The organism is Priestia sp. FSL P4-0332, from assembly GCF_038005845.1.
In the GTDB taxonomy this organism is placed as follows: Bacteria; Bacillota; Bacilli; order Bacillales; family Bacillaceae_H; genus Priestia.
This window is the reverse complement of sequence record NZ_JBBOUA010000001.1, coordinates 1224050-1249997: the sequence shown is the minus strand read 5'-3', so window position 1 is coordinate 1249997 and position 25948 is coordinate 1224050. Positions and strand designations below refer to the sequence as shown.

Sequence of the window (25948 nt, the reverse complement as noted above, 5' to 3'; positions counted from 1 at the left end):
TGTCCTGCATTACAGCTTTGAAAAAGATAAAAAGCGGCTAATCAGTGTGGCAAACGATGTCTTTTCTTCCTCTTCTTTTAAACGCTGCTTTTGATAAACGAGTAAGAGCTGATCAAGCTCTTGACTACAGGTAACGGTTTCTTCATTAGTCAAACCTTTTTCTTCTCCGATCTGCACCATCTTTTGTCTTTTTTGGACGATTTCTACTAATAATCTCTCTGATTTCGTTCTATTTCTCACTCCAAACACAAAATCCTCTCCTATGACAAAAAAATTAGCTTATAACGCATTATTACAAATTCTACTAAATATGTAAATAGAGTCGCAATAATAGACATTTTTTTTGCAAAAAAATTATTTTGTCGGAATTTAAAAACGCTTACATTACTATAGGAATACCATTTATCTTTTTTTTACAACTTGTTTTTCGACAAAAGATGCTGCTTGTCGAATAGAAAAAAGATTGAGACATAACGAAATCAATACAATCTAAAAACGAACAAATGGGATACATGAGCTGAACCGCTTGTCTCGCAGGAGTTTTCGCCTTGCCCTCCAATCAACAGCTAAATATATGAAGCCTGCGTTCACCATCACCACAAAAAAATCCGAACGAAGTTGATTCTTAATCAAGAATCAATTTGTTCGGATCTTCATACTTTTGTCCCTCCATCTTTTTCTATTCAGCTTTCTGAGCAGCAATTTGTACAGCATCCCATACCGTAGCAAAAGGAGGAGCATACGAAAGATCTAGCATGGTTATTTCATCTGTTGTGAGGCGGCAAGTAATAGCTGTCGCAAATACATCGATTCGTTTTGCTACTCCTTCTTTACCAATCATTTGAACCCCCAAAATCTCTTTTGTTTCAGGATGATAAACAAGTTTTATTACAATCTTTTCAGCTCCTGGATAGTAAGACGCATGACTCGGAGCTTCGGCCGTGATGGCTTTGTATAAAAGAGAATTTTCTCTTGCTTCTCTTTCTGAAATGCCGGTTTTCCCAATTTCATAATCCATCACTTTGACAATACTTGTACCTACAACACCCGGAAATTCTCTATTTTCTCCCCCTAATCGGTAACCAAGAACCCTTCCCTGCTTATTGGCAATGGTTCCAAGAGCAATATGAACATCTTTTTTTAATACGCGGTGATAGCTCGTTGCACAATCTCCTGCTGCGTAGACATGAGGCACGTTGGTTTCCAACTTCTCGTTTACTAAAATAGCTCCATTTTCAAGCATCCTTAGTCCGTTTCTTTCTAAGAATTGCGTATTCGGACGAACTCCTACATTTACAATCACTAAATCTGTTTGATACGTTTGACGGTTTGTTTGAACGTGAGTGACGGAACCATCTGAATGCAGCAATGCTTCCACTTCTTCTTCGAAATGAAATAAAATATCGTCATCTAACTGCTTTTGTAAATGTTCTGCCATTTCTTGATCTAAAATAGATAGAATCTGCTTTCCCTGTTCAATAACCCGTACTTCTTTTCCCAAAGCCTTCATTGCTTCAGCTACTTCCATTCCGACATATCCTCCGCCGATAATGGTGACTTTCTCTACGGAGTGAGCCTGTAGATATGTATAGATTCTTTCGCTGTCTTCTAATGACTTTAATGTGCATACATTCGGCATGTTATCACTCATAAAATTGGGTTTAACAGCCGTTGTTCCAGTTGCAATGATGAGTTCATCATATGTTATCTCTTTTTCCGTTTGCCTCTTTACATTTTGCACTACTATGTATTTTTTTGTATGATTTACTTCTTTAACTTCGTGAAAAAGATGGACGGAGATGTTTCGCTCTTCAAATTCTTGTTTCGTCCGAGCAATCAAATCGTCTTTTTCTTTTACAACACCTGACAGATAGTAAGGCATGCCGCATGCGCTGTAAGAGATATCTCCACCTTTTTCAAACACAAGGATTTCCACTTCTTCTTTTTCTTTCATCCGGCGAAGCTGTGAAGCTGCGCTCATTCCGGCGGCTACTCCTCCTATAATGACGACACGTTTCATCTATACTCCCTCTTTCTACATAAATAATAGGCTATACTATTGTTTTTCCTTATTCTTCCCGATTTCAAACGAAAAAAAACGGCTGTTCACACAGCCGTAGATGTTTGTTTCGAGCGGTAATACGTCAAAGCCAAGGCTCCTGCTAATACAGCTCCTTTAATAATGTCTTGCATATAATACGGAACATTTAGCATTGTTAACCCATTTAACAGCACACCAATTAAAATAGAGCCAATCAGCGTCCCGAATACATTTGGTTTCCCTGCTCCAAATACGGAAAAGCCAATGTATGTAGCAGCTACGGCATCCATTAAAAATGGTGAGCCGGCGTTCACTTCTCCTACTCCAATACGGGCAGCTAAAACGACTCCTCCAATTCCAGCAAGCAAACCTGAAAACATATAGGCATACATACGGTAACGGTTAACCGGTACACCCGAAAGTCTTGCAGCTTCTATGTTCCCTCCTGTTACGTAGAAAAAACGCCCAAACTTCGTATAGGAAAAAACGATATGAACAAGCAGCACAGTCAGCAGCATAATGATAACAGGAACAGGAATACCTAGAAAGTGACCTTGCCCTAGCGCAAGGAAAGATGGAATAAAAATTCCCGGAGCTCTGTCTCCGCTTGGTAAAGGCATATTGGTATAAATAGCTGAGCCTTTTGTATACGTTAATAAAATCCCCTGTACGATGAACATCATTGAAAGAGTAGCTAAAATATCAGGAATCTTTACTTTCACTACTAAAAAAGCATTTACTAACCCGATAAGAAGCGATGCAATAATCGGAACAATGATAGCGACTGCAATTTCTTGTCTGTGTAAAACAAGCATAGAGGCTGATAAAATAGTGGCTAATCCAGCCGTAGACCCTACAGATAAATCGAGTCCGTTGACGGTTAACGATATCGTTACACCAAGCGCGATTAAGGTAACAATGGAAATAGAGCGCAGGATATCACTAATGTTTTCTCCTGTTAAAAAGTTAGGTGTGGCAATGGAAAAAATAATCATAATAACAAAAATCATTAAGACTGTCCCATATTTATAAAAAAAGTCGAAAACGCTTATTTTTCTCTTTGGTTTCGCTACAGGTTCTGTTATATACTCCGCACTCATCCTTTTACTCCTCCTGCTGTATAATAAAATAATTTTTCACTAGTTGCTTCTTCTTTGGATAATTCTTTCACGATTTTTCCGTTGTACATAACATAAATTCGATCCGCTACCCCTAGCAGCTCCTCGAATTCACAGGTTGCATAAACAACTCCTTTTTGCTGTGACACAAGATTTGTAATTAAATCAAATATCTCTCGCTTGGAGCCTACATCGACCCCTTTAGTTGGCTCATCGAACAACAGTACGTCAGAGTCCGTAACAAGCCATTTTCCGATTGCTACTTTCTGCTGATTTCCACCGCTTAACGTTCCAACTGACTGCTCGATAGAATGAGACTTTACTCCAACTTGCCCAGTCGTTTTCTGCGCTTTTTCTTTGATCTTTCCTCGCTTTAGAAACGAATAATTTGTAAAGCGGGACAGACTTGGCAAAACTAAGTTATCCGCAATCGATTCATGGACAAAAATCCCTTCTTTTCTTCGTTCTTCAGGAACAAGAGAAAGACCTTGTGCAATATAATAATACGGCTGCTTATTCAACTTTAATTTCTTGCCTTTTAACTCAACACTGCCGCTGACATATTGCTCCAATCCAAATAGACTTCGGCAAAGCTCCGTTTTCCCTGCTCCCACAAGCCCTGCAATACCGACTACTTCTCCTTCTTTTACATGAAAAGAGATATTAGAAAGCCGCCCTGGAAGAGATAATGCTTCTACGTGTAAAAGTTGGTTTCCAACTTCTACTGATTTTTTGACCCACTGCTTTACAGAAGCCGTTCCTAACATAAGTGTAATCACGTCTTCGATCGAGGTATGTGAAGTTTCTTTTGTGGCTACATAGCGTCCGTCTTTTAAAACCGTTAAGCGGTCACAAATATCTACCACTTCTTGAAGACGATGTGAAATGTAAATAATACCTACTCCATTTTTCTTCAGCTCTCTCATCACAGAGAACAATTGTTTCGTCTCTTCCACACTAAGAGGTGCGGTTGGTTCATCCAAAATTAAATAGTCAACGTTCTGTACAATTGCACGTGCAATAAGCACCTGCTGCTTCTCTGATAGAGTTAAATCAACAACATTTTTTCTAACGGATAGAGAAGAACCAAGTAAAGCAAGAGCTTCTTCCGCTTTTTTATAAATAGATTTCCAGTTTACAAATGTCTTACTTTTCTTAGAAGCCTGCACATCTAGCACGATGTTTTCAGCTACTGATAGCGAAGGAATCAGCGCTACATCGACTTCTTGATGCACAATGCCAATGCCGTGGCGCTTAGCTTCTTTAGGAGAAGAAATGGAGATTTCACCTCCGTCTTTATAGATCTTTCCTTCGTATTCGTCGTAAGCTCCGCACAATATTTTCATCAACGTACTTTTACCAGCACCATTGGCTCCCAATAAAGCATGAATTTCCCCTTTTTGAACAGTAAAATCAACTTTGTTCAGGGCTTGAAAAGAACCAAAGTTTTTTATAATGTTCTTCATTGAAAGCTCGTTCGTCATCTCTATCCCTCCACTTCTATTCTTTTTTACCCCATTCTTCTACGTACTGACTAAGCTGATCCATATTAATCGTTTGATTAGGCAAGTCTGTTTGTTTGACTAAAACCGGATCAAAGGAATAATAGCGAGGGATGTCTTGACCGGAAATCTTTTTAAGAAGCAGATCAACTTGCTTTTCTCCTACTGAAGCTGGATTTACGGCAGCTGACGCTTTCCACGGGCTGTTTTTTGCCTGCATCATTTGCAAATCTTCATCAGATAAGTCTACTCCGTACACTTTAATCTCGTCTCGTCCTGCTTCTTTAATCGCTCTTGTTACTCCTTTTGCAAATTCGTCCCAAGGTGCCCAAACGGCCGCAATGTCTCCTTTATTTGGATACTGCTTCAACACAGCTGCCATTTTATTTTGTGTGTCTAATGAGGTATTGTCCGTTGCGCTTCCGAACGTGGCAATTTGTTTTACATCTGGATAGCGATTCATCATAATTTTATAAATGCTGTCGCGCTTTTCCATCGGCGCAAAGCCTCCAACAAACGCATATACAATGTTTCCTTTTCCGTTAATGTCCTGCATCATTTGTTTCAAGCCCTGGAGCGCAAGCATATAATCGTCTTGATCGATGGTTGTAACGCCTTCTACTTTTAATTCTACGTCTGTTGCAATAACGGGAATTCCTTTTGCAATCGCGCGCTTCACACCAGGTTCAAGAGTTTCAGCCCGGCCGTGGTCAATCATAATACCGTCAACATTTTGGTTAATAGCCGTGTCTAAATAAGCAGCCATTTTGGATTGATCATTGTTTGAATCAGAAACGGATAGCTGTACTCCTGCTTTTTTAGCCGCTTTTGTCACACCTGTTATATATTGAGCAGCATGAGTGCCTGACGTAAATTCAGAAATAAGCGCAATTTTTGTATCTTTCGTAACCTTTTTTCCTTCTTGCTGTACAGGCTTAGCAGAAGCCGCTTGCTGCGCTGGAGTTGCCTGTGCTTTCTCGTTTAGACTTGGCTGTTCTTTCGTGCAGGCAGCCAGCGCAAAGACTAGAAGCACGAGCAAAGTAAGTGGCCACAGCATTTTTTTACTCTTTTTCATGGTGTTCCTCCCATTAAACTTATTATTCACATAAAAATAGTTAGTTTTATAATAATCCAAAGAATACCCCGCTTTTAGATGTAAAAGCGGGGTGATGATGACCTATGCTTTACAAGTAATTGTTATGCGTAAATAGGTACCCATCCTTCAGTTGTCACGAAAATTCGGACAGCGACTACTTTACGATCTTCCATTAGTGTAAAGTAATGAAGAATGTTTTCTGGTACTGAAATTAAATCACCCGGCTCTAATTCAACATCAAAAAATTCGCCGTCTTTTCCTTGAATAACAAAAATTCCATGACCACTTACAATAAAGCGAACTTCGTCATCTGTATGAATATGCTTGCGCTGAAAGTTTTTTAACAATTCATCAATATTTGGTGTAGATTCCGATAGCGAGATAACATCTTGAGCTTTATAGCCGCGGCGTTCAGAAATATCTTTTATATCCTCACCAAAAGCGTTTAAAATTTCTGTTTTTTCTTCATCAGTTAAATCATATTTTTCACGAAGATTTTCTGGAAGTTTTGTAATATCCCAGTTTTCATAAATAACTTCATTGTTTGCCAGAAAAGCTGATACTTCCTCTTGAGTTTCAATTCTTTTATTGTTTACATGTAAGCGAATTTGCGCCATTGTTGCTTCCTCCTTTTATAAATGCACTTTTGGCTTAAGGCCTTTAAGTGACAGTAGTTTAATATGGTAGCTAAATAAAAATTCATAGGCTTCTAGCACTTTTTTTGTTTCAAATGCATTTTTCCCCCATACTGTAATTCCGTGGTTACGAATCAAAATCGCGCCTTGGTCGCCTTTTATATGGTGAGAAAACTCTTCTGCTAGTGTCGGAATATCTGCGTAATTCGGAATAATCGGAACAGTAATTTCCGCATCTTCTTCCCAAATGCCTAGCGCCTTAATAATTTCTTGACCTTTGAATGAAATAACGCCTTCATCTCCGTACAGTTCAGAGATCACGTTGTTGTCGATTGTATGTACATGAAGACTGCACCCAGCATTCGTTAAATCGTAAATCTTAACGTGCAAAAGCGTTTCAGCAGAAGGCTTTAAATGCGTGTCTTCTGCAGGCTTTCCGTATTGATCAACTAATAAAAAATCTTCATTTGTACGTTTTCTTTTGTCTTTTCCACTTGCTGATACAAAGAAAGTTGTCGGATTTTGATCCACTTTAATTGCTAAGTTTCCGCTTGTACCGAAGAACCAATCGCGCTCTGCCAGCTCATCTTTTATATCCGCAAGCTCATGCAATCTTTGCTGAGCCATGATACTCATGCTTTCACCTCTTCTGTTAATTCTTGTAAATGATGAATCACATCATAAAAAGTAGAAAAAGGACGATACGGTAGAGATAGCTCTTCACATTTTTTGATTAAAAAGTCACGTGCAATGACCGTATCAGCTAATTTGGCAGCCTGCAAATCCGTAATGGAATCGCCAATAACAACCGTATGATCTCTTTCATCTGCAAGATGGCGAATAATCGTTGGCTTACAGCAGCCGCAGTTATTTGTACACTGTTTATCACATGTATGAGGCCACGTAATGGAAATGCGCTCACCGGAAAAATCAGATCCGTTGCAGTAGAGCATTTCCTCTGCAACTCGATTTCCCAAAAGTGGTTTTACAAAAAAGTCAATTCCTCCGCTTACAATATAAAGCGGAATATGGTGCTCTTTTGTATAGGCAATAAAATCATCAAATCCATCTCGAATAGCAGACGTCTCTAAAATATAAGAAATAATATCTTCCTTTAATTCCACGGGGAGCAAGGCAAACATTTGCCCTACTCCTTCTTGAATGGAGACGCGCTGTGCCAACACGTCGTCTTTAATACTTTCCCACTCCGGAGGAGCAAATTGCTTCATAATAGCAATAATGTTATCGCTATTTGTGATTGTTCCATCAAAGTCACAAAAGATTTTTAACGATGTCATGCTTTCACCTCTACTGTTCCCCATAGTTCTAAGGCTTTTTGCAACTCTTTTGATTCTTCCGCTTTTTCGGCTAGTGTTTGATGAGAGAGTACTGCATCTATCGCCGCACGGAATGCCTTTCCTCCTCCGATAGCTCCGTCTGGATGACCGTGAACTCCGCCTCCTGCATTAATAATGCTGTCGATTCCAAAGTCCTTCATAAGCTGCGGTACCATTCCAGGATGAATTCCTGCTGAAGGAACCGGGAAAGACTGCTTATATTTGTATACAGGACGCGTTAATTCGTAGGCAATGCCTGTCGTATCTTCAAGAGAAAGCGCTACGCTTCCGTATGGTGATGGAAACAGTGAAAAATCTGCTCCGGCTAAGCGCAATAGCTTTCCAAGCAGTAATGAATTTGAAAAACCGTAAAATTCTGATGGCGTAAGCGCTCCGCTAACAGCTGGGTGTGCCATAATCGGCAAGTTAATTTCATCATCTTCTCGAAGTTCCTGCAGTACGTCTAACCCGTAAGCAAATGCGTTGAATAAAAGAGCATCGGCTCCTAGCTCAGCTGCTTTTCTCGCTTTTTCTTTTAATTCAAACGTTCGTCCCGTTAAATTAACAGCATACAGCGTGCGGTGTCCCGTTTTTTCGTATACTTCATTCAGTACTTTTTTCCCTTCTGTAACACGAGCTTCAAAAGGTGTTCGTTCACTATCAAACAAAATCTCGTCGTCTTTAACCAAATCCACTCCGCCAAGCGCTTGCTCACGCAGCTGAGTTGTTAAGTACGTCATACCTCTTCCAATCACGCCTTTAAAAATACTCATCACAAGCGGACGGTCATAAACGCCTAATTTCTCTCGGATACCTTCTATTCCAAAGCGCGGTCCTGGGAATTCAGCTAATAATTCATCAGGAAAATCCAAGTCTAATAATTTCACTTTTCCATCAAGTGATAGTTTTCCGAAAACCGTAACTAAAATAGCCGGTAAATCTTTTGAAAAGTTGGCAGTTGGATAAGCAATTTTGACAATAGCCTGCTTAATTTCTCCGCCTAAATATCCGTTTACACGTTCGCAATCTTGAAGCTCAGTTACTGACACGACGCGCCCTTTATGCTTTTGAAGCTGCTGTTGATCTAAAAGCGGCAGATCTGTCCATGAGCCGACGGTTAGTCCTAAAGCGATTCCTTCCGCTTTTTTATGAAAATTCCCTTTATTATCATGTAGTAAGTAGCTTGCAACGATTTCGCTCATTATGCTAAAAACTCCCTTGCTGTTTAATATCGTTAATAAAAAAGCCTCTTCTGTGATTAAGAAGAGGCTTTCGTTGCTCTTCTTATCTCTCAGCTGCTGCTGCAAGAATTAGCACCGTGCTTAACATGCGTTAAGTCGGTTGCCGGGCTTCATCGGGCTAGTCCCTCCACCTACTCTTAATAAGAAAGTTGCTATTTATTTAAATTGAATTCGTAGATTATATACTAAATAAAAAATACCGCTAGGATTTATAGGTTATTAATCTCGTTAACTTCTTACATATTAAGCCAACTCAAAAAGAGTTGTCAATGCGTTTTTAAAATAAATTTAATTTTTTTATTCGAGATACAGCTTCTCTCATGCGCTCTTCATCCGTCAGCAGTCCTACGCGCACATAGCCTTCACCATATGTTCCAAAGCCTACACCAGGCGCAACTACAACGTGCGCTTTTTCAAGAAGTAAATCTGAAAACTGTTCGGAAGTATATCCTTTAGGAACTTTTAGCCATGCAAAAAAGGAGCCTGCTGGAGATGTAACATCCCAACCAATTTCTCGAAGCCCTTGAATAAAGGTATTGCGTCTAGATTCATAGCGCTTAACTAAATCATTCACACATTGTTGAGATTCCAACAGAGCTGCGGCTGCTGCCTCTTGAACCGCCCCAAAGAGACTGACATACATATGATCTTGAAGAAGATTAATAGCTTCTACTACACTTTCATTTCCTACAGCAAATCCAACTCGCCATCCCGCCATGTTATACGTTTTAGAAAGAGTATAAATTTCAATTCCCGTCTCTTTTGCACCGGAAGTCTGTAAAAAGCTGATTGGCTTTTTACCATCAAATCCAATTGCTCCGTAGGCAAAGTCGTGTACCACACAAATATCGTGCTTGGCAGCAAATGCCACGGTGTCTTCAAAAAATTCTGCCGTTGCCACTGCACCAGTAGGATTATTCGGATAGTTTAAAAACATGAGTTTTGCCTGTTCTTTAGCACTTTCACTTATCTCTTCGTATACGGGTAGAAAATGATTTTCAGCCGTGAGCGGCATCACTTCCATCTTTGCCTTTGCAAGCTCTACTCCAGACCAGTAATCAGGATATCCAGGATCCGGAACCAGCACCGTATCTCCAGGGTTTAACAAGCACTGCGGGATTTCAACAAGTCCACCCTTTCCGCCAAATAAAATGGCTACTTCTTTTTCAGGATCCACATCGACGCCATATTCTCGCTTATAAAAAGTCGCCACAGCCTCTTTTAAAAACTGGTGCCCCCGAAATGGAGAATATTTATGATGCATAGGATTAGCACTTGCTTTTTGCAGTGTTTCTACAATATGTGAAGGAGTAGGCTGATCAGGATTTCCCTGCCCTAAGTTAATAACGTCGTGCCCTTGGGCCATTACTTTTCCTACCTTGCCTACAAGTGATGCAAAAAATTGTTTTGGTAAACTTTTTAATAGTTCCGATTGCTCAAATTGTTTCATCATCGCACACCTTCTCAAAAAATTCTTGAAATTCTAGTCACAAATAATATATTGTAATACTCAACTTGTAAAGTCATTTTTTTCAACTACTAAAAAAAGGACGGATGATAAAGTGAGTGTAAAAATTACGTGTTTGCAGCTTGATATTGCGTTTGGAAACCCAACTAAAAACCGAAAATATATCGAACAAAAAATGACGGAAGCCCTGAAAGAAAACCCTGATATCCTTGTGCTTCCGGAGCTATGGGATACAGCTTATGATTTGACGCGGCTAGACGAAATTGCAGATGATGAAGGGCAGCAAGCCAAGCAATTAATCTCTCAGTTTGCTAAAACAAACGAAGTAAATATTGTGGCAGGTTCGATTGCAAAAAAAACAGAGCAAGGCGTCACGAATACGATGTATATTTTTGACCGAAAAGGTCGTGAAGTATCAGAATACAGTAAACTGCACTTATTTAAATTAATGGATGAACACCTCTATCTCGAAGCAGGAACAGCAAAAAATCTTTTTACACTTGAACAGTCACTGTGCGCAGGAGTTATTTGTTACGATATTCGTTTTCCAGAGTGGATTCGGGTTCATACTAGCAGCGGAGCAGAAGTCTTGTTTGTTGTCGCTCAGTGGCCGGCTCCAAGACTTGCCCACTGGAAAGCCCTGCTCATTAGCCGTGCAATCGAAAATCAATGCTATGTAATCGCGTGTAATCGTGTAGGCCAAGATCCTAATAACACATTTGCCGGACATTCCTTAGTTATCGATCCGTGGGGAGAAATAATCGCTGAAGCTGGCGATAGCGAAGAACTTTTAAGTGCTGACGTTAACCTGGAACTTGTAAAAGAAATTCGTAAACAAATTCCTGTCTTTACAGATCGCCGCACAGAATTTTATTAATTATGTATTGACAGCCGTTTTTTTGCATGATACGATTTTCACCAGATATTATAAAATATTCAAACAAATCAAAATTGAATAAGTAATCGTACTCTTATCAAGAGTTGGCTGAGGGATTTGGCCCTGTGAAGCCCAGCAACCGACCGTCATTCCATCCTAAGATGGATCACACCCGTAAAACATCTTTTACAAAGGCACGGTGCTAATTCCAACAGAAAGTAATTCTTTCTGGCAGATAAGAGGTTTGAACACTACAATCAAGCCTCTTTCCAACGAAAGAGGCTTTTATATTTTCTAAAATTATAAAAGCCTCCATATATTCTTAAACCTATTAACTTAGTAAACAAATCAGTTTAATAAACTATGGAGGGATTCCGATGTCAACAACAAAAACAGAGAAGTATCAGCCTTTAACAGAAATTTCAGCAATCAAACTTGTGAAAAAGCTAGGTCTTTTTGATGCCACAGAAGCGCTGACTGCCCGTGAAATTGGTGACGGCAACTTAAATCTCGTCTTTCACATCATAAATGATCAAACGAATAAATCCATTATCGTCAAACAAGCACTTCCCTATGCAAAAGTTGTAGGCGAAAGCTGGCCTCTATCATTGAACCGTGCCACAATTGAAAGCAATGCGCTCAAGCAATTTGGTGCATTTACGCCAGAACTTGTGCCCGCTGTTTATTACCACGATGAAACGCTTGCTGTTACGGTCATGGAAGATCTGTCTCATTTAACGATTTCTCGCGCCGGACTTATTCAAGGTGAAAGTTATCCACTGCTCTCACAGCATATCGGTTCTTTTTTAGGACATATTGCGTTCAAAACGTCTGATTTCGCCTTAAAGCCTCAGGATAAAAAAGAAGAAGTTGTTAAGTACAGCAACCCGGACTTATGCAATATTACGGAAGATTTAGTGTTTACAGATCCTTTTTTTGATATTGATACAAATGAATTTGAAAAAGCGCTGCGTCCTGATGTAGAAGAATTGTGGAATGATGGTGATGTAAAGCTACAAGCAGCAAAATTAAAATATAAATTTTTAACAAATGCGCAAACGCTAATCCACGGTGATTTACATACAGGCAGCATCTTTGCTAGCAGTCAAGAAACGAAAGTGATTGATCCAGAGTTTGCTTTTTACGGTCCGTTTGGATTCGATTTAGGGCAATTTGTTGCGAATTTATTTTTAAATGCTCTTTCTCGAGAAACAAATCGTGAACCGTTATTTGCACACATTACGAACACATGGAACGTATTCAAAGATACCTTTACTGCGCTTTGGCATTCTGAAAACACTGAACCTTTCGCTAAAGATGAGCGCTTATTACATGAAATTTTAACGCAAACGTGGCAAGATGCTGTTGGATATGCAGGATGTGAAATCATTCGACGTACGATTGGCTTAGCTCACGTGGCGGACTTAGACGAAATTTCTTCAGAGGAAAGAAAAATTAACGCTAAACGTACTGCGTTAAAAATTGGACGTTATTTGCTTCTGCACCAACAAGACGTTTCACCAAATGAATTTGAACATTTACTTCGATAACGAATAATGTACACAATGAAAGGATCGGTATCAGCATGACAAATACACTATCACTTCCGCGCTCAGTGGAATGGAATGAATCATATATTACTTTATTAGATCAGCAGCAGCTTCCTGGCAAAGTTGAATATATTAAGCTGCAAACCATTAAAGACGTATGGGATGCTATCACTACCTTGAAAGTACGCGGAGCCCCTGCAATCGGCATTACGGCGGCTTTTGGTCTTGCTCTTTCTGCGCTTAGCTATGACACAGATTCAGTCAAGGAATTTAACAAAAAGCTAGCTCTTGATCAACAGTATTTAGCTAGTTCACGCCCTACTGCCGTCAATTTATTTTGGGCATTGGAGCGCGTAGCGAAAAGCGCTGAATCCGCTTCGTCCGTTAATGAAGCTAAAACAAAAGTTGTTCATGAAGCTATTCAAATTCAAGTAGAAGATGAAGAAACGTGCTACCGAATTGGAGATCATGCTCTTTCTTTATTTAAAAAGAAAGATAAAATCATGACAATATGTAATGCTGGTTCAATTGCTACAGCTTATTATGGAACAGCATTAGCACCTTTTCACTTGTCTAAGCAGCGCGATATTCCGCTTGAAGTATTTGCCTGTGAAACAAGACCCGTTCTTCAAGGTTCTCGCTTAACAGCATGGGAACTTCAGCAGTCGGGAGTGGACGTGACGCTGATTACGGATAATATGGCTGCTCATACAATTAAAACAAAAGGAATTAATGGGATTATTGTAGGTGCTGACCGCATTGCAGCAAATGGCGATACGGCTAACAAAATTGGAACATATGGACTTGCTCTTTTAGCGAAAGCATTCGGTATTCCATTTTACGTAGCAGCGCCGCAGTCCACATTTGATTTATCTATTCAAGACGGCAGCAGCATCCCTATTGAAGAACGTTCACCTAAAGAAGTAACGCACATTGGAGATACACAAATTGCTCCAGACGGAATCTCTGTGTACAATCCAGCTTTTGATGTGACGCCAAGCGAACTGATTACGGCCATTATTACAGAGCATGGAATTATCCATTCTCCGTCTTTTGAATCCATTCAAAAAGTTTTGCTGCAATCTGCTCAATAAAAAAAGCCGCTGCTATGCGGCTTTTTTTGTTGAGCACTGGTTTCCAACTGCATTTGTAACACAATTGTAACAGTACTCTCTTCTTTTTCTACATATATTATAGGGGATTCTTTTTGAATAAGGGGGAGTAAATATGAGTTCAGAGCAAAAAACGGATAAAAACAAAGCGCTGAATCGTAAGCAGCAATATCAGCTATTCGATTTATCCAAAGATGAAGAACTAAATTCCCTCCCTTCTCCTCAACAAATTGACGGTGTTTTTGTGCAAGGAGAAGGCTGGAAATTAGACGGTGAATAGTTATTTCAACTCCAGAGCGCCTTTTGCTACATTTCTTTCAAGCATTAATAGTTTCTCTTTTATATGAGTTTGGGAGCCTGCATAACCTGTTAATGCTCCATTTTTTCCAATCACACGGTGACAAGGTAAAATAATAGGCAGTGGATTTCGACGATTCGCTTGTCCCACAGCCCTTACGGCTTTAGAGCGATTAACAGACTCCGCTACCTCACTGTAAGACCACGTTTGTCCATAAGGTATACCTTTAAGCGTTAACCACACTTCTTTTTGGAAGTCTGTTCCTTTTACATCCAAAGGCAAATCAAATGTTAGCGTGCGCCCTGTAGCATAATCCTGCAGCTGTCTCTTTGCTTCTTTCACATGGTGATAATCCTCATCATGGACAAGTTTTTTAAGCTGCTCGCTATGATCATCGCTATCAAACCAAATATGTTGAACCCCTTTTTCCGAGGCTACAATATAAATTTTTAAATCAGAAAATAAATTCATTTCTCCGTAGTACATATTTTTTATCCTTTCTAATTAAGCTGGAAGAATAACATGAAAAGCTGTGCCTTCTCCTATTTTGCTTTCCACTTCAATTCGCCCTTTATGTTCTTCGATAATTTTATATGAGACCATCAAACCGAGTCCCGTTCCTTTTTCTTTTGTCGTATAAAATGGTTCTCCTAAGCGCTTGATGCGCTCTTCGGGCATTCCGTCTCCTTGATCTCGAATGGAGACCGTCACGTAGTGCGGCTCTGTAGAGTAAACTTCAACAATAATTCTTCCTCCGTTTGACGTGACTTCAATTGCATTTTTAATTACATTTATTAGTACTTGCTTAATCTGGTTCGGCTCGCAGTACACCATTGGCAGCTGAGGAGACACACTTAGTTCAAACTGAATATTTTCTAAAAGCGCTTGAGCATTTAATAAATCAATCGTTTCTTTAACAACCGCAGCTAGATTTTTCTTTTCAAACTTTACGGCCTGTGGCTTAGCGAGTACTAGAAACTCTGTAATAATGGTTTCAATTCTTTTTAATTCAGATTTAATAATATCAAAATAAAGAGAGTGATCTTCTTGAATGCTGCTTTCTAACAGCTGAACAAACCCTTTTAAAGCCGTCATCGGGTTGCGGATTTCATGCGCAATCCCAGCTGCTAACTGTCCGACTACTTGAAGCGTATCCGATTTCCGAATCTGCTCTTGCATTTGATTTCGTTCCGTTACGTCTCTTAAAAGCGTCATATATAGACCTGGCAAGATATCTTTTTTCGTAGAAAATTCGATATTTTTAACTTTTTCGTTCCCCGTAACGTACGTAATCTCTCCTTCAGCTTCCCCTTTTTGCTCAATCGTTTCTTTATGCTCAATGACCACATCTAAATTCGCTGAAGAAATAAAATCCTCCATGGAGTGCGCACAAATCTCCTCTTTGCTGAGTTCTAGAATATCACAAAGAGAAGAATTTACATCAATAATATTTCGCTTGCCGTCCCATAAAACTAACCCATCGATCGAACCATTAAAAATCTGTCTGAATTTCTCTTCGTTATTCCGAAGCTCCTGTTCGATTTTTGTACGTTCACTGATGTTTCGAAAAATCGTTAAATGGTCTCCTTCTATAATGCCTTTTTTCCCTGTGAATTCCAACTGTTTGATTTCTCCATTTGGCATGTAAAAAGGAAGCTGATTGCGAATTTCTCCTTTTGTTTGAAACGTTTGGAGCACCTTTAACGCACTAAAGCTTTTTGTATCGATAAACGTATACAAATTGCTTCCAATTAATTTGTTTAACGGCAGCTCAAATGTACGCGAAGAAGCAAGATTAGCGTTCAAGATTTCACCATCGTCTCTCCAAATCAAGATCGCTTCAATCGCATTTTCAAAAATAGCCCTGAAATTTTTTTCGCTTCTCAACAGCTGCTGCTCCATCAGCCGTTTTTCCGTCACGTCTCTCATAATGGACATATAGTATTGACTGTATATATTAGCCGTTGTGGTAAATTCAAAAAAAGTAACGTCTCCATTTTCGAGCCTGATCGGTAGCTCACCGCTTGTCTTTCCTTCTTGATGCAGAGTTCTCCATAATTTTTTCACCTTATAATGATAAGTAGGTTCTACAAGCTCTTCTAATGTTTTGGTTAGAAGCTGTGCTCTTGTATAATTTAATCGTTCGCAAAATGAAGGGTTCGCGTCGATAAGCTGACCCGTTCGATCAAAAATGACAATTCCGTCTACCGCTTCATTAAATACATCCATAAACATATGATGACTAATAAACCGTTCATTTTCCATCATTTTGTGCTGCGTAATATCTCGAAATGTACACACAATAATGCCCGACATGTGACTATGTTTGTGTGAAGTAAATTCAACATGTTTCATCATGCCGCTTCGAAGCGTCATCGCGCCTTCATATTTGAAATAGCTTTCTTCTAACAGTGCAGGATAATACGCTTCAATCATGTCATACGGAAAATACATCAGAAAATCTTTCATTTGATGCGTTAATAGCTCATCCTTTGTTTTTTCAAACAGCCCGCAGGCTGATTCATTTGCATTTATAACTTGAAAATACTCATCAAATACGACAATGGCATCTAATACGTCATTAAAAATAGCTCGTAGCTGCTGTAATTCACCTTGCTGCTTTTGCGCAGCTTCAGATGTTAATTCTCTATGTGGTGACATGCTCATTGCTCCTTTCTTTTGCACTTCCCATTTCCCCACCTTTTATCTATAGACTTAGTATTCTACAAGATTTGCTTTTTACCTTTTTAAAATTAGGCACGTTTATTCAAAATGCGACATTTCTTCACATTATCCCGCTATTTAGAAAGAAAGTATGAATAAAAGAGGCTGGGACATAACTACACCAATCTAATTTAAAAACGAACAAATTGGATAAGCGCCCTAGTATAGATCAATTGTTACACCGCCGTTGATTTCTGTGCAAGGCTTCTCTTTCCGCAGGCGGCGGCTGAGCCTCCTCGTCGCTTGCCCTCCAATCAACTACTAGAAGGAACGAAACAGATAAAACCTACGCTCAACATAACAAAGAAAACGAACCATTAATCAAACACGTTGATTAATGGTTCGTTTTTCACTTGGGCTAAAATACTTTTGTCCCAGCCTCATCGATCATTCACTACAATATAAGTTGCTTGAATAGGCCCATGCACACCAACTACTAAATTCATTTCAATATCAGCTGAATTACTCGGTCCCGTAATAAAGTTAATGCAAGAAGCAATCGTTTCTCCTCGCTCTACTTTTTCATGAATCATTTCAGCGGCTTGTGTCATGCGAGGGACAATTGAGCTTTGAGGTATGATTGCAATATAAGTGGCGGGCAGCAAGCTTACCGCTCGTCCCTTTGCAGCACTGCTGAACAAAACAACTGTTCCAGATTCCGCTAGCGTCAAATCACTGAACGTGATGCCGACGTTTGCTTGTTCAGCTAGTTTAACATTCTCATCGCCTTTTACTGAATTCCATACGTGAAGGTTACGGTTTGTTTCCCATTTCTCCATCAGCGGATTCAATCCATATTCAGAAAACCTGGGATCATTCCACGTGCAGACAAGACCATTTCCATAGTTCGCTACGGCTTCCTCAAGGGCATCTGGTAAGTGTTGTGATGAGGTTTCTACATAGCGAGTATGAATACGTTCGCAATGGTTTTCAAGCTCTTTCTTTAATTGATCCGGCGAATAGTTGCGGTAGACCTCATGCTGAGGAGCATGCCTCCATTGTGGCTTTACTACACCGCCTGTTCGCCTGCTTCGCTTAAGATTAGCAGCAACATTGTCTAAAAAACTGTCTCTATTTTGAATGCTTCCGTTCATCATCATCACTCCTTTTATCAAACCAATCTCGTAAGCGCTCTTTTGTAGGCGCTGGAAACTCTCTGCTTTCCGTCCACGCTTTTAATGGACCAGGCCCTTTGGAAATACTACTTCCTGACATAAAAGGAGTAAGAGCTGCCGGTGCTACTTTAGCGCCCACTGTATATAGAGAAGAAGAAGCTGCTCCCAAGCCAAATGCTTTCATCGCCAGCTTTTCCGAAATAGGTGCTTTTCCTTCTTTTTCAACAATTCGCTGACGATGCTTGTGCAATAGCTCATGCAGCGGAATTTTGACCGGACAGGCATCTGTGCAGGCTGCGCATAGCGTTGAGGCATATGGAAGCTCTTTGTAGTCTTCATAGCCTCCAAGTAAAGGAGATAATACAGCTCCAATCGGCCCTGAATAAATAGATCCATATGAATGTCCTCCAATATGGCGATACACGGGACATACATTCACACATGCCGCACAGCGAATACACTGTAAAACAGATTGAAACTCAGTTCCTAAAATCGCAGATCGTCCGTTATCTACAATCACTAGGTGAAATTCTTCCGGTCCGTCTACTTCCCCTGGAAGTCTAGGTCCCGTAAGTGCCGTTACGTAGCTTGTAAGCCGCTGACCTACTGCACTTCTAGTTAACAGACTTACCAACACTTCAAACTCTTCAAATGTTGGCACAATTCGTTCCATTCCCATAACCGTAATTTGCGTTTTAGGAAGGGCGGTCGTTAGCCTTGCATTTCCTTCATTGGTAACAAGTGAAATAGATCCAGATTCTGCAATCGCAAAATTACATCCTGTGATGCCAATATCTGCTGATAAAAATTCTTTTCTCAGCATTTCCCGGGCATGAAGAGCTAGTTCTTCAGGTTTTTCTGTCTTTTTATAAGAAAGCTTTTCCTGAAATACATCTCTAATTTGTTCTTTATTTTTATGAAGCGCAGGAGCTACGATATGAGAAGGCGGATCGTGATCATCTACTTGCAGGATATATTCTCCTAAGTCCGTTTCAATAACTTCACAGCCTAGTTCTTCTAAAGCAGCGTTCATATGAATTTCTTCTGTAACCATTGACTTGGATTTAACCACTTTCTTTGCCTGTTTTTTCCTCGCTACATTTTTTATGTACTCATTCGCTTCTTCAGCTGTTTGAGCGAAAAAAACGTGGCCTCCGCGTTTAGCTACATTATCAGTGAGCTGCTCTAAATAGTAATCTAAATTTTCAAGCGTATGCTGACGAATTTCTTCGCCAAGCGCTCTCCATTCTTCCCAGTTTCCTAGCTCTTCTGCCGCATCTAATCTGCGGCTTCTTAAGCGCTCTTGAGCACTTGAAACTGCAAAGCGCATAAACGCATTATTGACTCCATCATCGACGCGTTTTTTAAACTGATCATTTCCTATTTTCATAGACATTCGGTATTCTCCTTTCTTTACATTCTGCTATTTAATACTTCAGCGATATGCATCACTTTTACAGGCTGTCCTTTTCGTTCAATTCTTCCTCCAATATTCATAAGACAGCCGCAGTCAGCTCCAATTAAGTACTCTGCGTTTGTCTTAGCTATACAGCCTACTTTTTCATCGACCATTTGTTCAGAGATTTGCCCCATTTTAACCGAAAACGTCCCACCGAATCCGCAGCAGTTATGACTGTTTTCAAGGTTCTCCATTTCAAGACCCTTTACATTGTTTAATAGTGTAAAAGGTTCTTTTTTTACGTTCAGCAAACGCGTCATATGACAGGAAGAATGATAAGTGGCTTTCCCATTTAAGCTGGCTCCTACATCTTCCACTTTTAAAACGTTTACAATAAAATCTGTTAGCTCATACGTTTTATCAGCAAGCTTCACGGCAGGTTCATGCCATGCAGCATCACCTTCAAAAAGATGAGGATACTCTTTGAACATTGTCACACACGATCCAGACGGAGATACAACGTACTCTGCATGCTCAAACGCTTTTATCATGTTTTTCATCGCTTCTTTTGATTCTTTTACGTAACCGCTATTATACGCAGGCTGCCCGCAGCAAACTTGACTCTTTGGAAAATCCACTTCACAGCCTAATCGTTCTAACAATTCTACCGTCGCTTTTCCTACATTTGTTTGAAACATATCAATCAAACATGTGGCAAATAAAGATACTTTCATCATTTGCTCCCTCCAAGCTGATCATTTTACTTCTTTTTAGTTAACAGGTCATCAGATGACTTAATGCTATTATACTCCTATGTTTTTCTAATTTCACTAGTTTTTCAAAAATACCTTTCTTTGTTTGCTATCTTTTTTTCATAAAAACTAGGAAATTGAGGCATAACTAAATCATTTCAGTCTAAAGACGAACAAATTGGATAAATGATTTAATGTGAATTACTTGTTACACCGGGGTTGATTTCCGTGCAAGACTTCGCTTTCCTCGTCGCTTCCGCTCCTGCGGGGTCTCATCCCTTCCGCTTTTTCCGCAGGAGTCTTCGTCTTGCCCTCCAATCAACCGCTAGAAGAAACGAAACACGTGAAACCTACGTTTGCCATAACATTAAAAAAATCCGAACGGTGAAGATTCTCTATCAAGAATCTTCACCGTTCGGATCTTCCTTCAACTAAACTACTTTTGTCTTAGCTTCTTACTTATTTATTTCCAAAAATCATCAAATACTGTGATTGGCAATTGGCGTTTATGCTGCGTTTTTAAGAAGTGACCTTCAATGACGTTACTTGCATGTTCACCTACATCTTTGCCTTCTAAATAATCGTCGATTTGCTCATACGTTACGCCAAGCGCTTCTTCATCCGGAAGCTGTGGACGATCTTCTTCCAAATCAGCCGTTGGTTTTTTCATATATAGATGCTCGGGACAGCCTAATTCTTTTAGCATTTGTTTTCCTTGTCGCTTGTTCAGACGGAAGATAGGGACTAAGTCAGCTCCTCCGTCACCGAATTTTGTATAAAATCCTGTAACAGCTTCAGCAGAGTGATCCGTTCCGAGTACGACTCCACTGTACATGCCCGCTACCGTATATTGCGCAATCATTCGTTCACGTGCTTTTACATTTCCTTTGTTGAAGTCGGAAACTTTATCATCTGCCGCTTCTTCAACAGCAGAAAGCATAGCATCTACTGCTGGTTTTACGTTAATAGAAATAGATTTTGTTGGTTGAATAAAAGCAAGTGCATCTTGACAGTCTGCTTCATCTGCCTGCACACCGTATGGAAGACGAACAGCAATAAACTGATAGCGCTCTTCTCCGGCCTCTTCATTCAACTCATTAACCGCTAGCTGCGCCAGCTTTCCAGTTAACGTAGAATCTTGGCCGCCGGAAATACCTAGTACAAACGAACGTAAAAAAGGATATTTGTTCATGTAGGATTTCAGAAAATCAACGCTGCGGCGAATTTCTTCCACGGGATTAATTTCTTTTTGTACGTTCATTTCTTCAATAATTTGCTTTTGTAGCTCTTTCATAAAAAAACTCTCCTCTCATTACTAGCTGATGGAATCTACACAAGCACTGTATCAGATAGTAACTTGCTTCTAGTCTCTTCGATATTTTGCATTTTGTTATCCCAGCAGCTCGTACTCAAGTCTACCGGATACTCTGTAGGACGAAATACATCTTCGTTCGACTTTGTAATAACTTTATAGTCATCCCATAGATGCTTTAAGTTTTGTAAGCAGTAGGCTCTCATTTCTTCAATGGTAGGCTGCTCATACACAAGCTTTCCCTGTGCAAAGATTGGCTGGTGAATTTTACGTGCGTTAAAGTTCGTTACAAACTTGCTGACGTGCGTATGAATCGGATGAAACATTTTTAAATGCTGCTCTTCGTTCGGCACTTCGTCCTGCATCGTAATATAATCGCCTTCCCATTTGTGGTTCACTTGATTTACAATTCGATATACTTCTTTTAGGCCGGGAGTTGAAATTTTCTCTGGATTTTCTGACAGCTTAATCGTATCCACCATGTTTCCATAATCATCTTCAATAGAAACCAGCTTGTACACAGCTCCTAGCGCAGGCTGATCAAAAGAGGTCATGAGCTTTGTTCCAACTCCCCATCCATCAATTTTGGCACCTTGCGCTTTCAAATCTAGAATGCTGTACTCATCAAGGTCATTCGAAGCAAAAATTTTCACATCATGATAGCCAGCTTCATCAAGCATTTTTCTTGCCTCTTGAGAAAGATATGGAAGTCTTCCGCTATCTAATCGAATACCGATAAAATTAATGCGATCTCCCATTTCTTTTGCTACTTTAATAGCATTGGGAATACCTGATTTTAACGTATTATATGTATCTACTAAAAAGATACAGTTACGGTGTGATTCCGCATACTTTTTAAACGCGCTGTATTCATCACGATAGACTTGAACAAGCGCGTGAGCATGAGTACCAGACACGGGAATTCCAAATACTTTCCCCGCTCTTACATTACTGGTTGCATCAAAGCCTCCAATATAAGCAGCTCTTGCCCCGTAAAATGCAGCATCCATCTCGTGTGCTCTTCTTGAACCAAATTCCATAAGCTGATTCGTACCCGTATGCTCATATAAATTATCTTCTCCCGCGGCTAGGCGAATACGCGATGCTTTTGTCGCAATCAGCGGGTGGAAATTTAAAATATTTAAAAGCGGCGTTTCAATAAGCTGCGCTTCCGCTAAAGGAGCGTCAATCTGCAGAATTGGTTCGTTAGCAAAAATCATTTCGCCTTCTACAACCGAACGAACATTACCGCTAAAGCGAACTTGCTTTAAATAGTCGATAAACTCCGCTTCATAATGCAATTCTTCATATAAATAATCTAAGTCCGTTTCGCTAAACCTAAAATTAGCAATAAAATCAATTACTCTTTCTAGCCCGGCAAACACAGCATAACCGCTTTCAAACGGCATCCGACGAAAGTAAGCTTCGAATACAGAACGGCGTTTATGAATATGGTCTTTAAAATACGTATGTGCCATATTCAGTTCATATAAATCTGTATGCAAAGCTAAACTATCATCTCTATATTGCTTTTTCATACTTTGTAACCCTCCATTTGACAATCCTAGTTTCTATTATGTAAATCTTTTCACAATAGAGCAAGCATAAATTATCAGAAGGTGCTTGAATTTTAGTTTTTCTGTTATTTGGTGCACACTTTTCTACCTGAAATGGCATTATTTCTCTTCGGGTATGTATTTCATTAACACATGTTCAACATTATCAAGATGACTCATCATAAAATGCTGAGCGTCTTCTGCATGCTGAGAAAGAATAGCTTCATAAATTTGCTGATGCTCTTTATAAATCCGTTCAGCCGTTTTCTCTTCTGCATAAAGCCAGATGCGTCTTGTCTCTTTCATCGTTTCAATCATCATTTCTGATACGTTATTCATAAGCTTCACTAAAAGAGGGTTTTGCGAGGCTTTAGCAATGGCTAAATGAAAAGCAAAATCTGCTTTCTCTCCCAGCTCTTCATTGCCAAACGCTCCTTTCATTTGTTCCAGACTATCGGACAGCTGCTTGAGGTCCGCATCTGTTCTCTTTTGAGCTGCAGCACGAACAGCCCCAATTTCTAATACCTTTCTCACTTCAAGCAAATGTTCAATATCATTTTTATTCATTAATACAGCGCTAGTTACAGGCAAAGACAGCATATCGGAGTTAAACTCTCGTACAAATGTGCCTTCCCCCTGCTTCATCTCGAGCAGCCCCATCGCCCGCAAAGCACTAAGAGCTTCACGAATAGCTGAGCGCCCTACCTGAAAGTTTTCCGCCAGCTGCTGCACTGAATCCAAACGGTCACCAGGCTTTAAACTGCCTTCTTTTATATTCTCAAGAAGCGTTTCGGCTACTTCTTCGTATATTTTTTTTGGCTTAATTCGCTTATATTCCACGTTTTCCACCTCATTTTTTTCGTTCACCAAGGTTTACATTAACCGAGACTTTTTCTTCTTTTACGTTTCTGTTACATTTTACCGAAATCCTTTCCCCTCCACAACAAAAGTGGCAAGGTATTTATACTTTATTTCTCAAATGTGCTAAAATAGTAAATTGATTTCATATTACGAGTTAAAAGGAGCTTTTTGAATGAACATTGTTGTCAGTACATTGAATGCGAAGTATATCCATACTTCTTTAGCCCTTCGATGTTTAAAAGCCTATGCCGAGCCTGACTATAAAGTGGATATGGCCGAATATACGATTAAAGATCCTGCTATGAACATTGTCACGGATTTATATAAACGCAACCCTGATATTATTGGTTTCAGCTGTTACATTTGGAACATTGAAGAAACAATTAAAGTCGCACAAATGCTTAAAAAAATTAACCCCGAGCTCATCATTATATTCGGTGGACCAGAAGTAACCTATGATGTGACTCACTGGCTAGAGCGCATTCCTGAAGCTGACTTTATCGCTATTGGTGAAGGAGAAGAAACATTCAAGCAGCTTTTAGATGAACTTCACGGAGACCGTCAGTTTGAAAATGTAAGCGGCGTGGCTTTCCGAAAAGACGGCAAACCAGTTGTTAACCCGCAGCGCAATAAAATTGACCTGCGCGAAATGCCTTCTCCTTTCCGTTTTGAAGAAGACCGCCAAGAACTTTCAAAACGCGTTGTGTATATTGAAACAAGCCGCGGCTGTCCGTTTAGCTGTCAGTTCTGTCTCTCTTCTATTGAAGTAGGCGTTCGTTATTTCGACAGAGAAAAAGTAAAAGAGGATATTCGCTATTTGATGGATAACGGAGCGCGCACCATTAAGTTCGTAGACCGCACGTTCAACATCAGCCGCAGCTATGCCATGGAAATGTTCCAATTTTTAATTGATGAACACCGTGAAGGTACGGTATTTCAGTTTGAAATTACGGCCGATATTATGCGCCCTGAAGTCATTCAGTTCTTAAACGACAATGCGCCAAAAGGATTATTCCGCTTTGAAATTGGCGTGCAGTCTACAAATGATGCCGTTAATGAATTAGTTAAACGCAAACAAAATTTCAAAAAATTAACCCGTACCGTAACGATGGTAAAAGAAGGCGGAAAGATCGACCAGCATTTAGATTTGATTGCGGGACTTCCAGATGAAGATTATAACTCATTTAAAAATACGTTTAATGATGTATTTGCACTTCGTCCTGAAGAGCTTCAGCTGGGCTTTTTAAAAATGCTTCGCGGCACCGGCTTACGCTTAAGTGCATCTCGCTATAATTATCAATACATGGATCAATCGCCTTATGAAATTTTAAGCAATAACGTCTTGCCATTTTCAGATGTCGTACGTATCAAACATGTAGAAGATATTTTAGAAAAGTTTTGGAATGACCATCGAATGGATGAAACAATAGAGTTTTTAGTAGAGCACTGCTACGATACACCTTTTGATTTCTTCCAAAACTTCGGGACGTATTGGGATGAAATGGGCTGGGTTCGAATCGGCCATCAGCTTGAAGATTTATTCAGACGCCTTAGACAGTATATTGAAACAGAGAATTTTTCAAATGAAGAAATGATTGAAGGGTTTATGAAAATTGATTATTTACAAAACCAAAAGCATAAGCCTCGTAAACCTTGGTGGGACGATAAAGTAGAAAAACAAGTCCGCTCTCATTACTATCAGCAAATGCTTGCTAATCCTTCTATTATGGGACAGGCTTTTGAAGCTGAACAGCTTGCTGAAAAAGAATTATACAAACACACCGTTTTAGAAATTCTTCCATTTGACTATATGTATTATAAACAAACAGGAAAAATAAATGAACAACCATCTGTTCTTCTTGCTTATTATGATCAAAAAGCAAATGATACAAAACTTTATTCAGCACCTGTAGAGGCATTTGGCCTTCCAGTTGTAAGCTAAAACCTCGGATAC

At 39.7% G+C, this 25948-nt stretch carries 23 protein-coding genes and 2 riboswitches; of the genes, 5 read left to right on the top strand and 18 right to left on the bottom strand.

Going from position 1 to position 25948, the window contains the following annotated elements; all coding sequences use genetic code 11:
* Positions 1–9: 9 nt before the first annotated feature.
* The 10 genes from MKY06_RS06350 to MKY06_RS06305 form a co-directional block, all read right to left on the bottom strand.
* Positions 10–249, bottom strand: a complete 240-nt coding sequence (locus tag MKY06_RS06350) for an aspartyl-phosphate phosphatase Spo0E family protein (RefSeq protein ID WP_013055966.1) — start codon at positions 247–249, stop codon at positions 10–12.
* A gap of 430 nt (positions 250–679) precedes the next feature.
* The gene (locus tag MKY06_RS06345; protein WP_098278367.1) at positions 680–2020 is read right to left on the bottom strand and encodes a CoA-disulfide reductase; all 1341 of its coding nucleotides are present in this window, start codon (positions 2018–2020) and stop codon (positions 680–682) included.
* Between the two features lie 86 nt (positions 2021–2106).
* Positions 2107–3141: an ABC transporter permease gene (locus MKY06_RS06340; RefSeq protein ID WP_063670934.1), complete on the bottom strand. Its 1035-nt coding sequence runs from the start codon at positions 3139–3141 to the stop codon at positions 2107–2109.
* Entirely contained in the window at positions 3138–4643 is a 1506-nt protein-coding gene (locus MKY06_RS06335; RefSeq protein ID WP_029325083.1) for a sugar ABC transporter ATP-binding protein, read from the bottom strand. The genes MKY06_RS06340 and MKY06_RS06335 overlap by 4 nt, the downstream gene beginning before the upstream one ends.
* Positions 4644–4659: 16 nt before the next feature.
* Positions 4660–5736: a sugar ABC transporter substrate-binding protein gene (locus MKY06_RS06330; RefSeq protein WP_098322008.1), complete on the bottom strand. Its 1077-nt coding sequence runs from the start codon at positions 5734–5736 to the stop codon at positions 4660–4662.
* A gap of 122 nt (positions 5737–5858) precedes the next feature.
* Positions 5859–6374, bottom strand: coding sequence for a 1,2-dihydroxy-3-keto-5-methylthiopentene dioxygenase (locus MKY06_RS06325; RefSeq protein WP_013055961.1), 516 nt, complete (start codon positions 6372–6374; stop codon positions 5859–5861).
* A 15-nt stretch (positions 6375–6389) separates the two neighbouring features.
* On the bottom strand, positions 6390–7028 hold the full coding sequence (locus MKY06_RS06320; protein WP_289912384.1) for a methylthioribulose 1-phosphate dehydratase: 639 nt from the start codon (positions 7026–7028) through the stop codon (positions 6390–6392).
* The gene (locus tag MKY06_RS06315; RefSeq protein ID WP_013055959.1) at positions 7025–7690 is read right to left on the bottom strand and encodes a 2-hydroxy-3-keto-5-methylthiopentenyl-1-phosphate phosphatase; all 666 of its coding nucleotides are present in this window, start codon (positions 7688–7690) and stop codon (positions 7025–7027) included. The genes MKY06_RS06320 and MKY06_RS06315 overlap by 4 nt, the downstream gene beginning before the upstream one ends.
* Positions 7687–8931 carry a 2,3-diketo-5-methylthiopentyl-1-phosphate enolase gene (gene mtnW / locus MKY06_RS06310; RefSeq protein ID WP_098278365.1) on the bottom strand — a complete coding sequence of 415 codons (1245 nt, stop codon included), beginning with the start codon at positions 8929–8931 and terminating at the stop codon, positions 7687–7689. The genes MKY06_RS06315 and mtnW overlap by 4 nt, the downstream gene beginning before the upstream one ends.
* Before the next feature lie 79 nt (positions 8932–9010).
* A riboswitch (SAM riboswitch) is annotated at positions 9011–9117 on the bottom strand.
* A gap of 130 nt (positions 9118–9247) precedes the next feature.
* Positions 9248–10420 (bottom strand): pyridoxal phosphate-dependent aminotransferase, encoded by a 1173-nt coding sequence (locus tag MKY06_RS06305; RefSeq protein ID WP_053487010.1) that lies wholly within the window; start codon positions 10418–10420, stop codon positions 9248–9250.
* A gap of 112 nt (positions 10421–10532) precedes the next feature.
* Between MKY06_RS06305 and MKY06_RS06300 the strand changes: the two genes are divergently transcribed.
* From MKY06_RS06300 to MKY06_RS06285, 4 genes are all read left to right on the top strand, one after another.
* A complete protein-coding gene (locus MKY06_RS06300; RefSeq protein WP_029325078.1) occupies positions 10533–11315 on the top strand; it encodes a carbon-nitrogen family hydrolase in 783 nt (260 codons plus the stop codon).
* Between the two features lie 91 nt (positions 11316–11406).
* A riboswitch (SAM riboswitch) is annotated at positions 11407–11557 on the top strand.
* A 135-nt stretch (positions 11558–11692) separates the two neighbouring features.
* Positions 11693–12865 (top strand): S-methyl-5-thioribose kinase, encoded by a 1173-nt coding sequence (gene mtnK, locus MKY06_RS06295; protein WP_029325077.1) that lies wholly within the window; start codon positions 11693–11695, stop codon positions 12863–12865.
* 35 nt (positions 12866–12900) lie between these two features.
* Positions 12901–13959 carry an S-methyl-5-thioribose-1-phosphate isomerase gene (gene mtnA, locus MKY06_RS06290; protein ID WP_013055954.1) on the top strand — a complete coding sequence of 353 codons (1059 nt, stop codon included), beginning with the start codon at positions 12901–12903 and terminating at the stop codon, positions 13957–13959.
* A 133-nt stretch (positions 13960–14092) separates the two neighbouring features.
* Positions 14093–14257 (top strand): hypothetical protein, encoded by a 165-nt coding sequence (locus tag MKY06_RS06285; RefSeq protein ID WP_013055953.1) that lies wholly within the window; start codon positions 14093–14095, stop codon positions 14255–14257.
* Here the strand turns inward: MKY06_RS06285 and MKY06_RS06280 are convergent, their stop codons facing one another.
* The 8 genes from MKY06_RS06280 to MKY06_RS06245 form a co-directional block, all read right to left on the bottom strand.
* On the bottom strand, positions 14258–14761 hold the full coding sequence (locus MKY06_RS06280) for a methylated-DNA--[protein]-cysteine S-methyltransferase (protein WP_098278364.1): 504 nt from the start codon (positions 14759–14761) through the stop codon (positions 14258–14260). It lies immediately after the preceding gene.
* Between the two features lie 18 nt (positions 14762–14779).
* The gene (locus tag MKY06_RS06275; protein ID WP_213019893.1) at positions 14780–16936 is read right to left on the bottom strand and encodes a PAS domain S-box protein; all 2157 of its coding nucleotides are present in this window, start codon (positions 16934–16936) and stop codon (positions 14780–14782) included.
* Between the two features lie 443 nt (positions 16937–17379).
* Positions 17380–18096, bottom strand: coding sequence for a LutC/YkgG family protein (locus tag MKY06_RS06270; protein ID WP_029325073.1), 717 nt, complete (start codon positions 18094–18096; stop codon positions 17380–17382).
* Positions 18071–19510, bottom strand: coding sequence for a LutB/LldF family L-lactate oxidation iron-sulfur protein (locus tag MKY06_RS06265; RefSeq protein WP_013055949.1), 1440 nt, complete (start codon positions 19508–19510; stop codon positions 18071–18073). The genes MKY06_RS06270 and MKY06_RS06265 overlap by 26 nt, the downstream gene beginning before the upstream one ends.
* Positions 19511–19527: 17 nt before the next feature.
* Positions 19528–20247 (bottom strand): (Fe-S)-binding protein, encoded by a 720-nt coding sequence (locus tag MKY06_RS06260; protein WP_029325071.1) that lies wholly within the window; start codon positions 20245–20247, stop codon positions 19528–19530.
* A gap of 481 nt (positions 20248–20728) precedes the next feature.
* Positions 20729–21559, bottom strand: a complete 831-nt coding sequence (gene nadE / locus MKY06_RS06255; protein ID WP_013055947.1) for an ammonia-dependent NAD(+) synthetase — start codon at positions 21557–21559, stop codon at positions 20729–20731.
* Positions 21560–21594: 35 nt separating this feature from the next.
* On the bottom strand, positions 21595–23115 hold the full coding sequence (locus tag MKY06_RS06250; RefSeq protein WP_013055946.1) for a nicotinate phosphoribosyltransferase: 1521 nt from the start codon (positions 23113–23115) through the stop codon (positions 21595–21597).
* A gap of 138 nt (positions 23116–23253) precedes the next feature.
* Positions 23254–23973, bottom strand: a complete 720-nt coding sequence (locus MKY06_RS06245; protein WP_013082207.1) for a FadR/GntR family transcriptional regulator — start codon at positions 23971–23973, stop codon at positions 23254–23256.
* A 193-nt stretch (positions 23974–24166) separates the two neighbouring features.
* On the opposite strand from MKY06_RS06245, the gene MKY06_RS06240 reads away from it, so the two are divergent.
* Positions 24167–25936, top strand: coding sequence for a B12-binding domain-containing radical SAM protein (locus MKY06_RS06240; protein ID WP_013055944.1), 1770 nt, complete (start codon positions 24167–24169; stop codon positions 25934–25936).
* Positions 25937–25948: the final 12 nt, after the last annotated feature.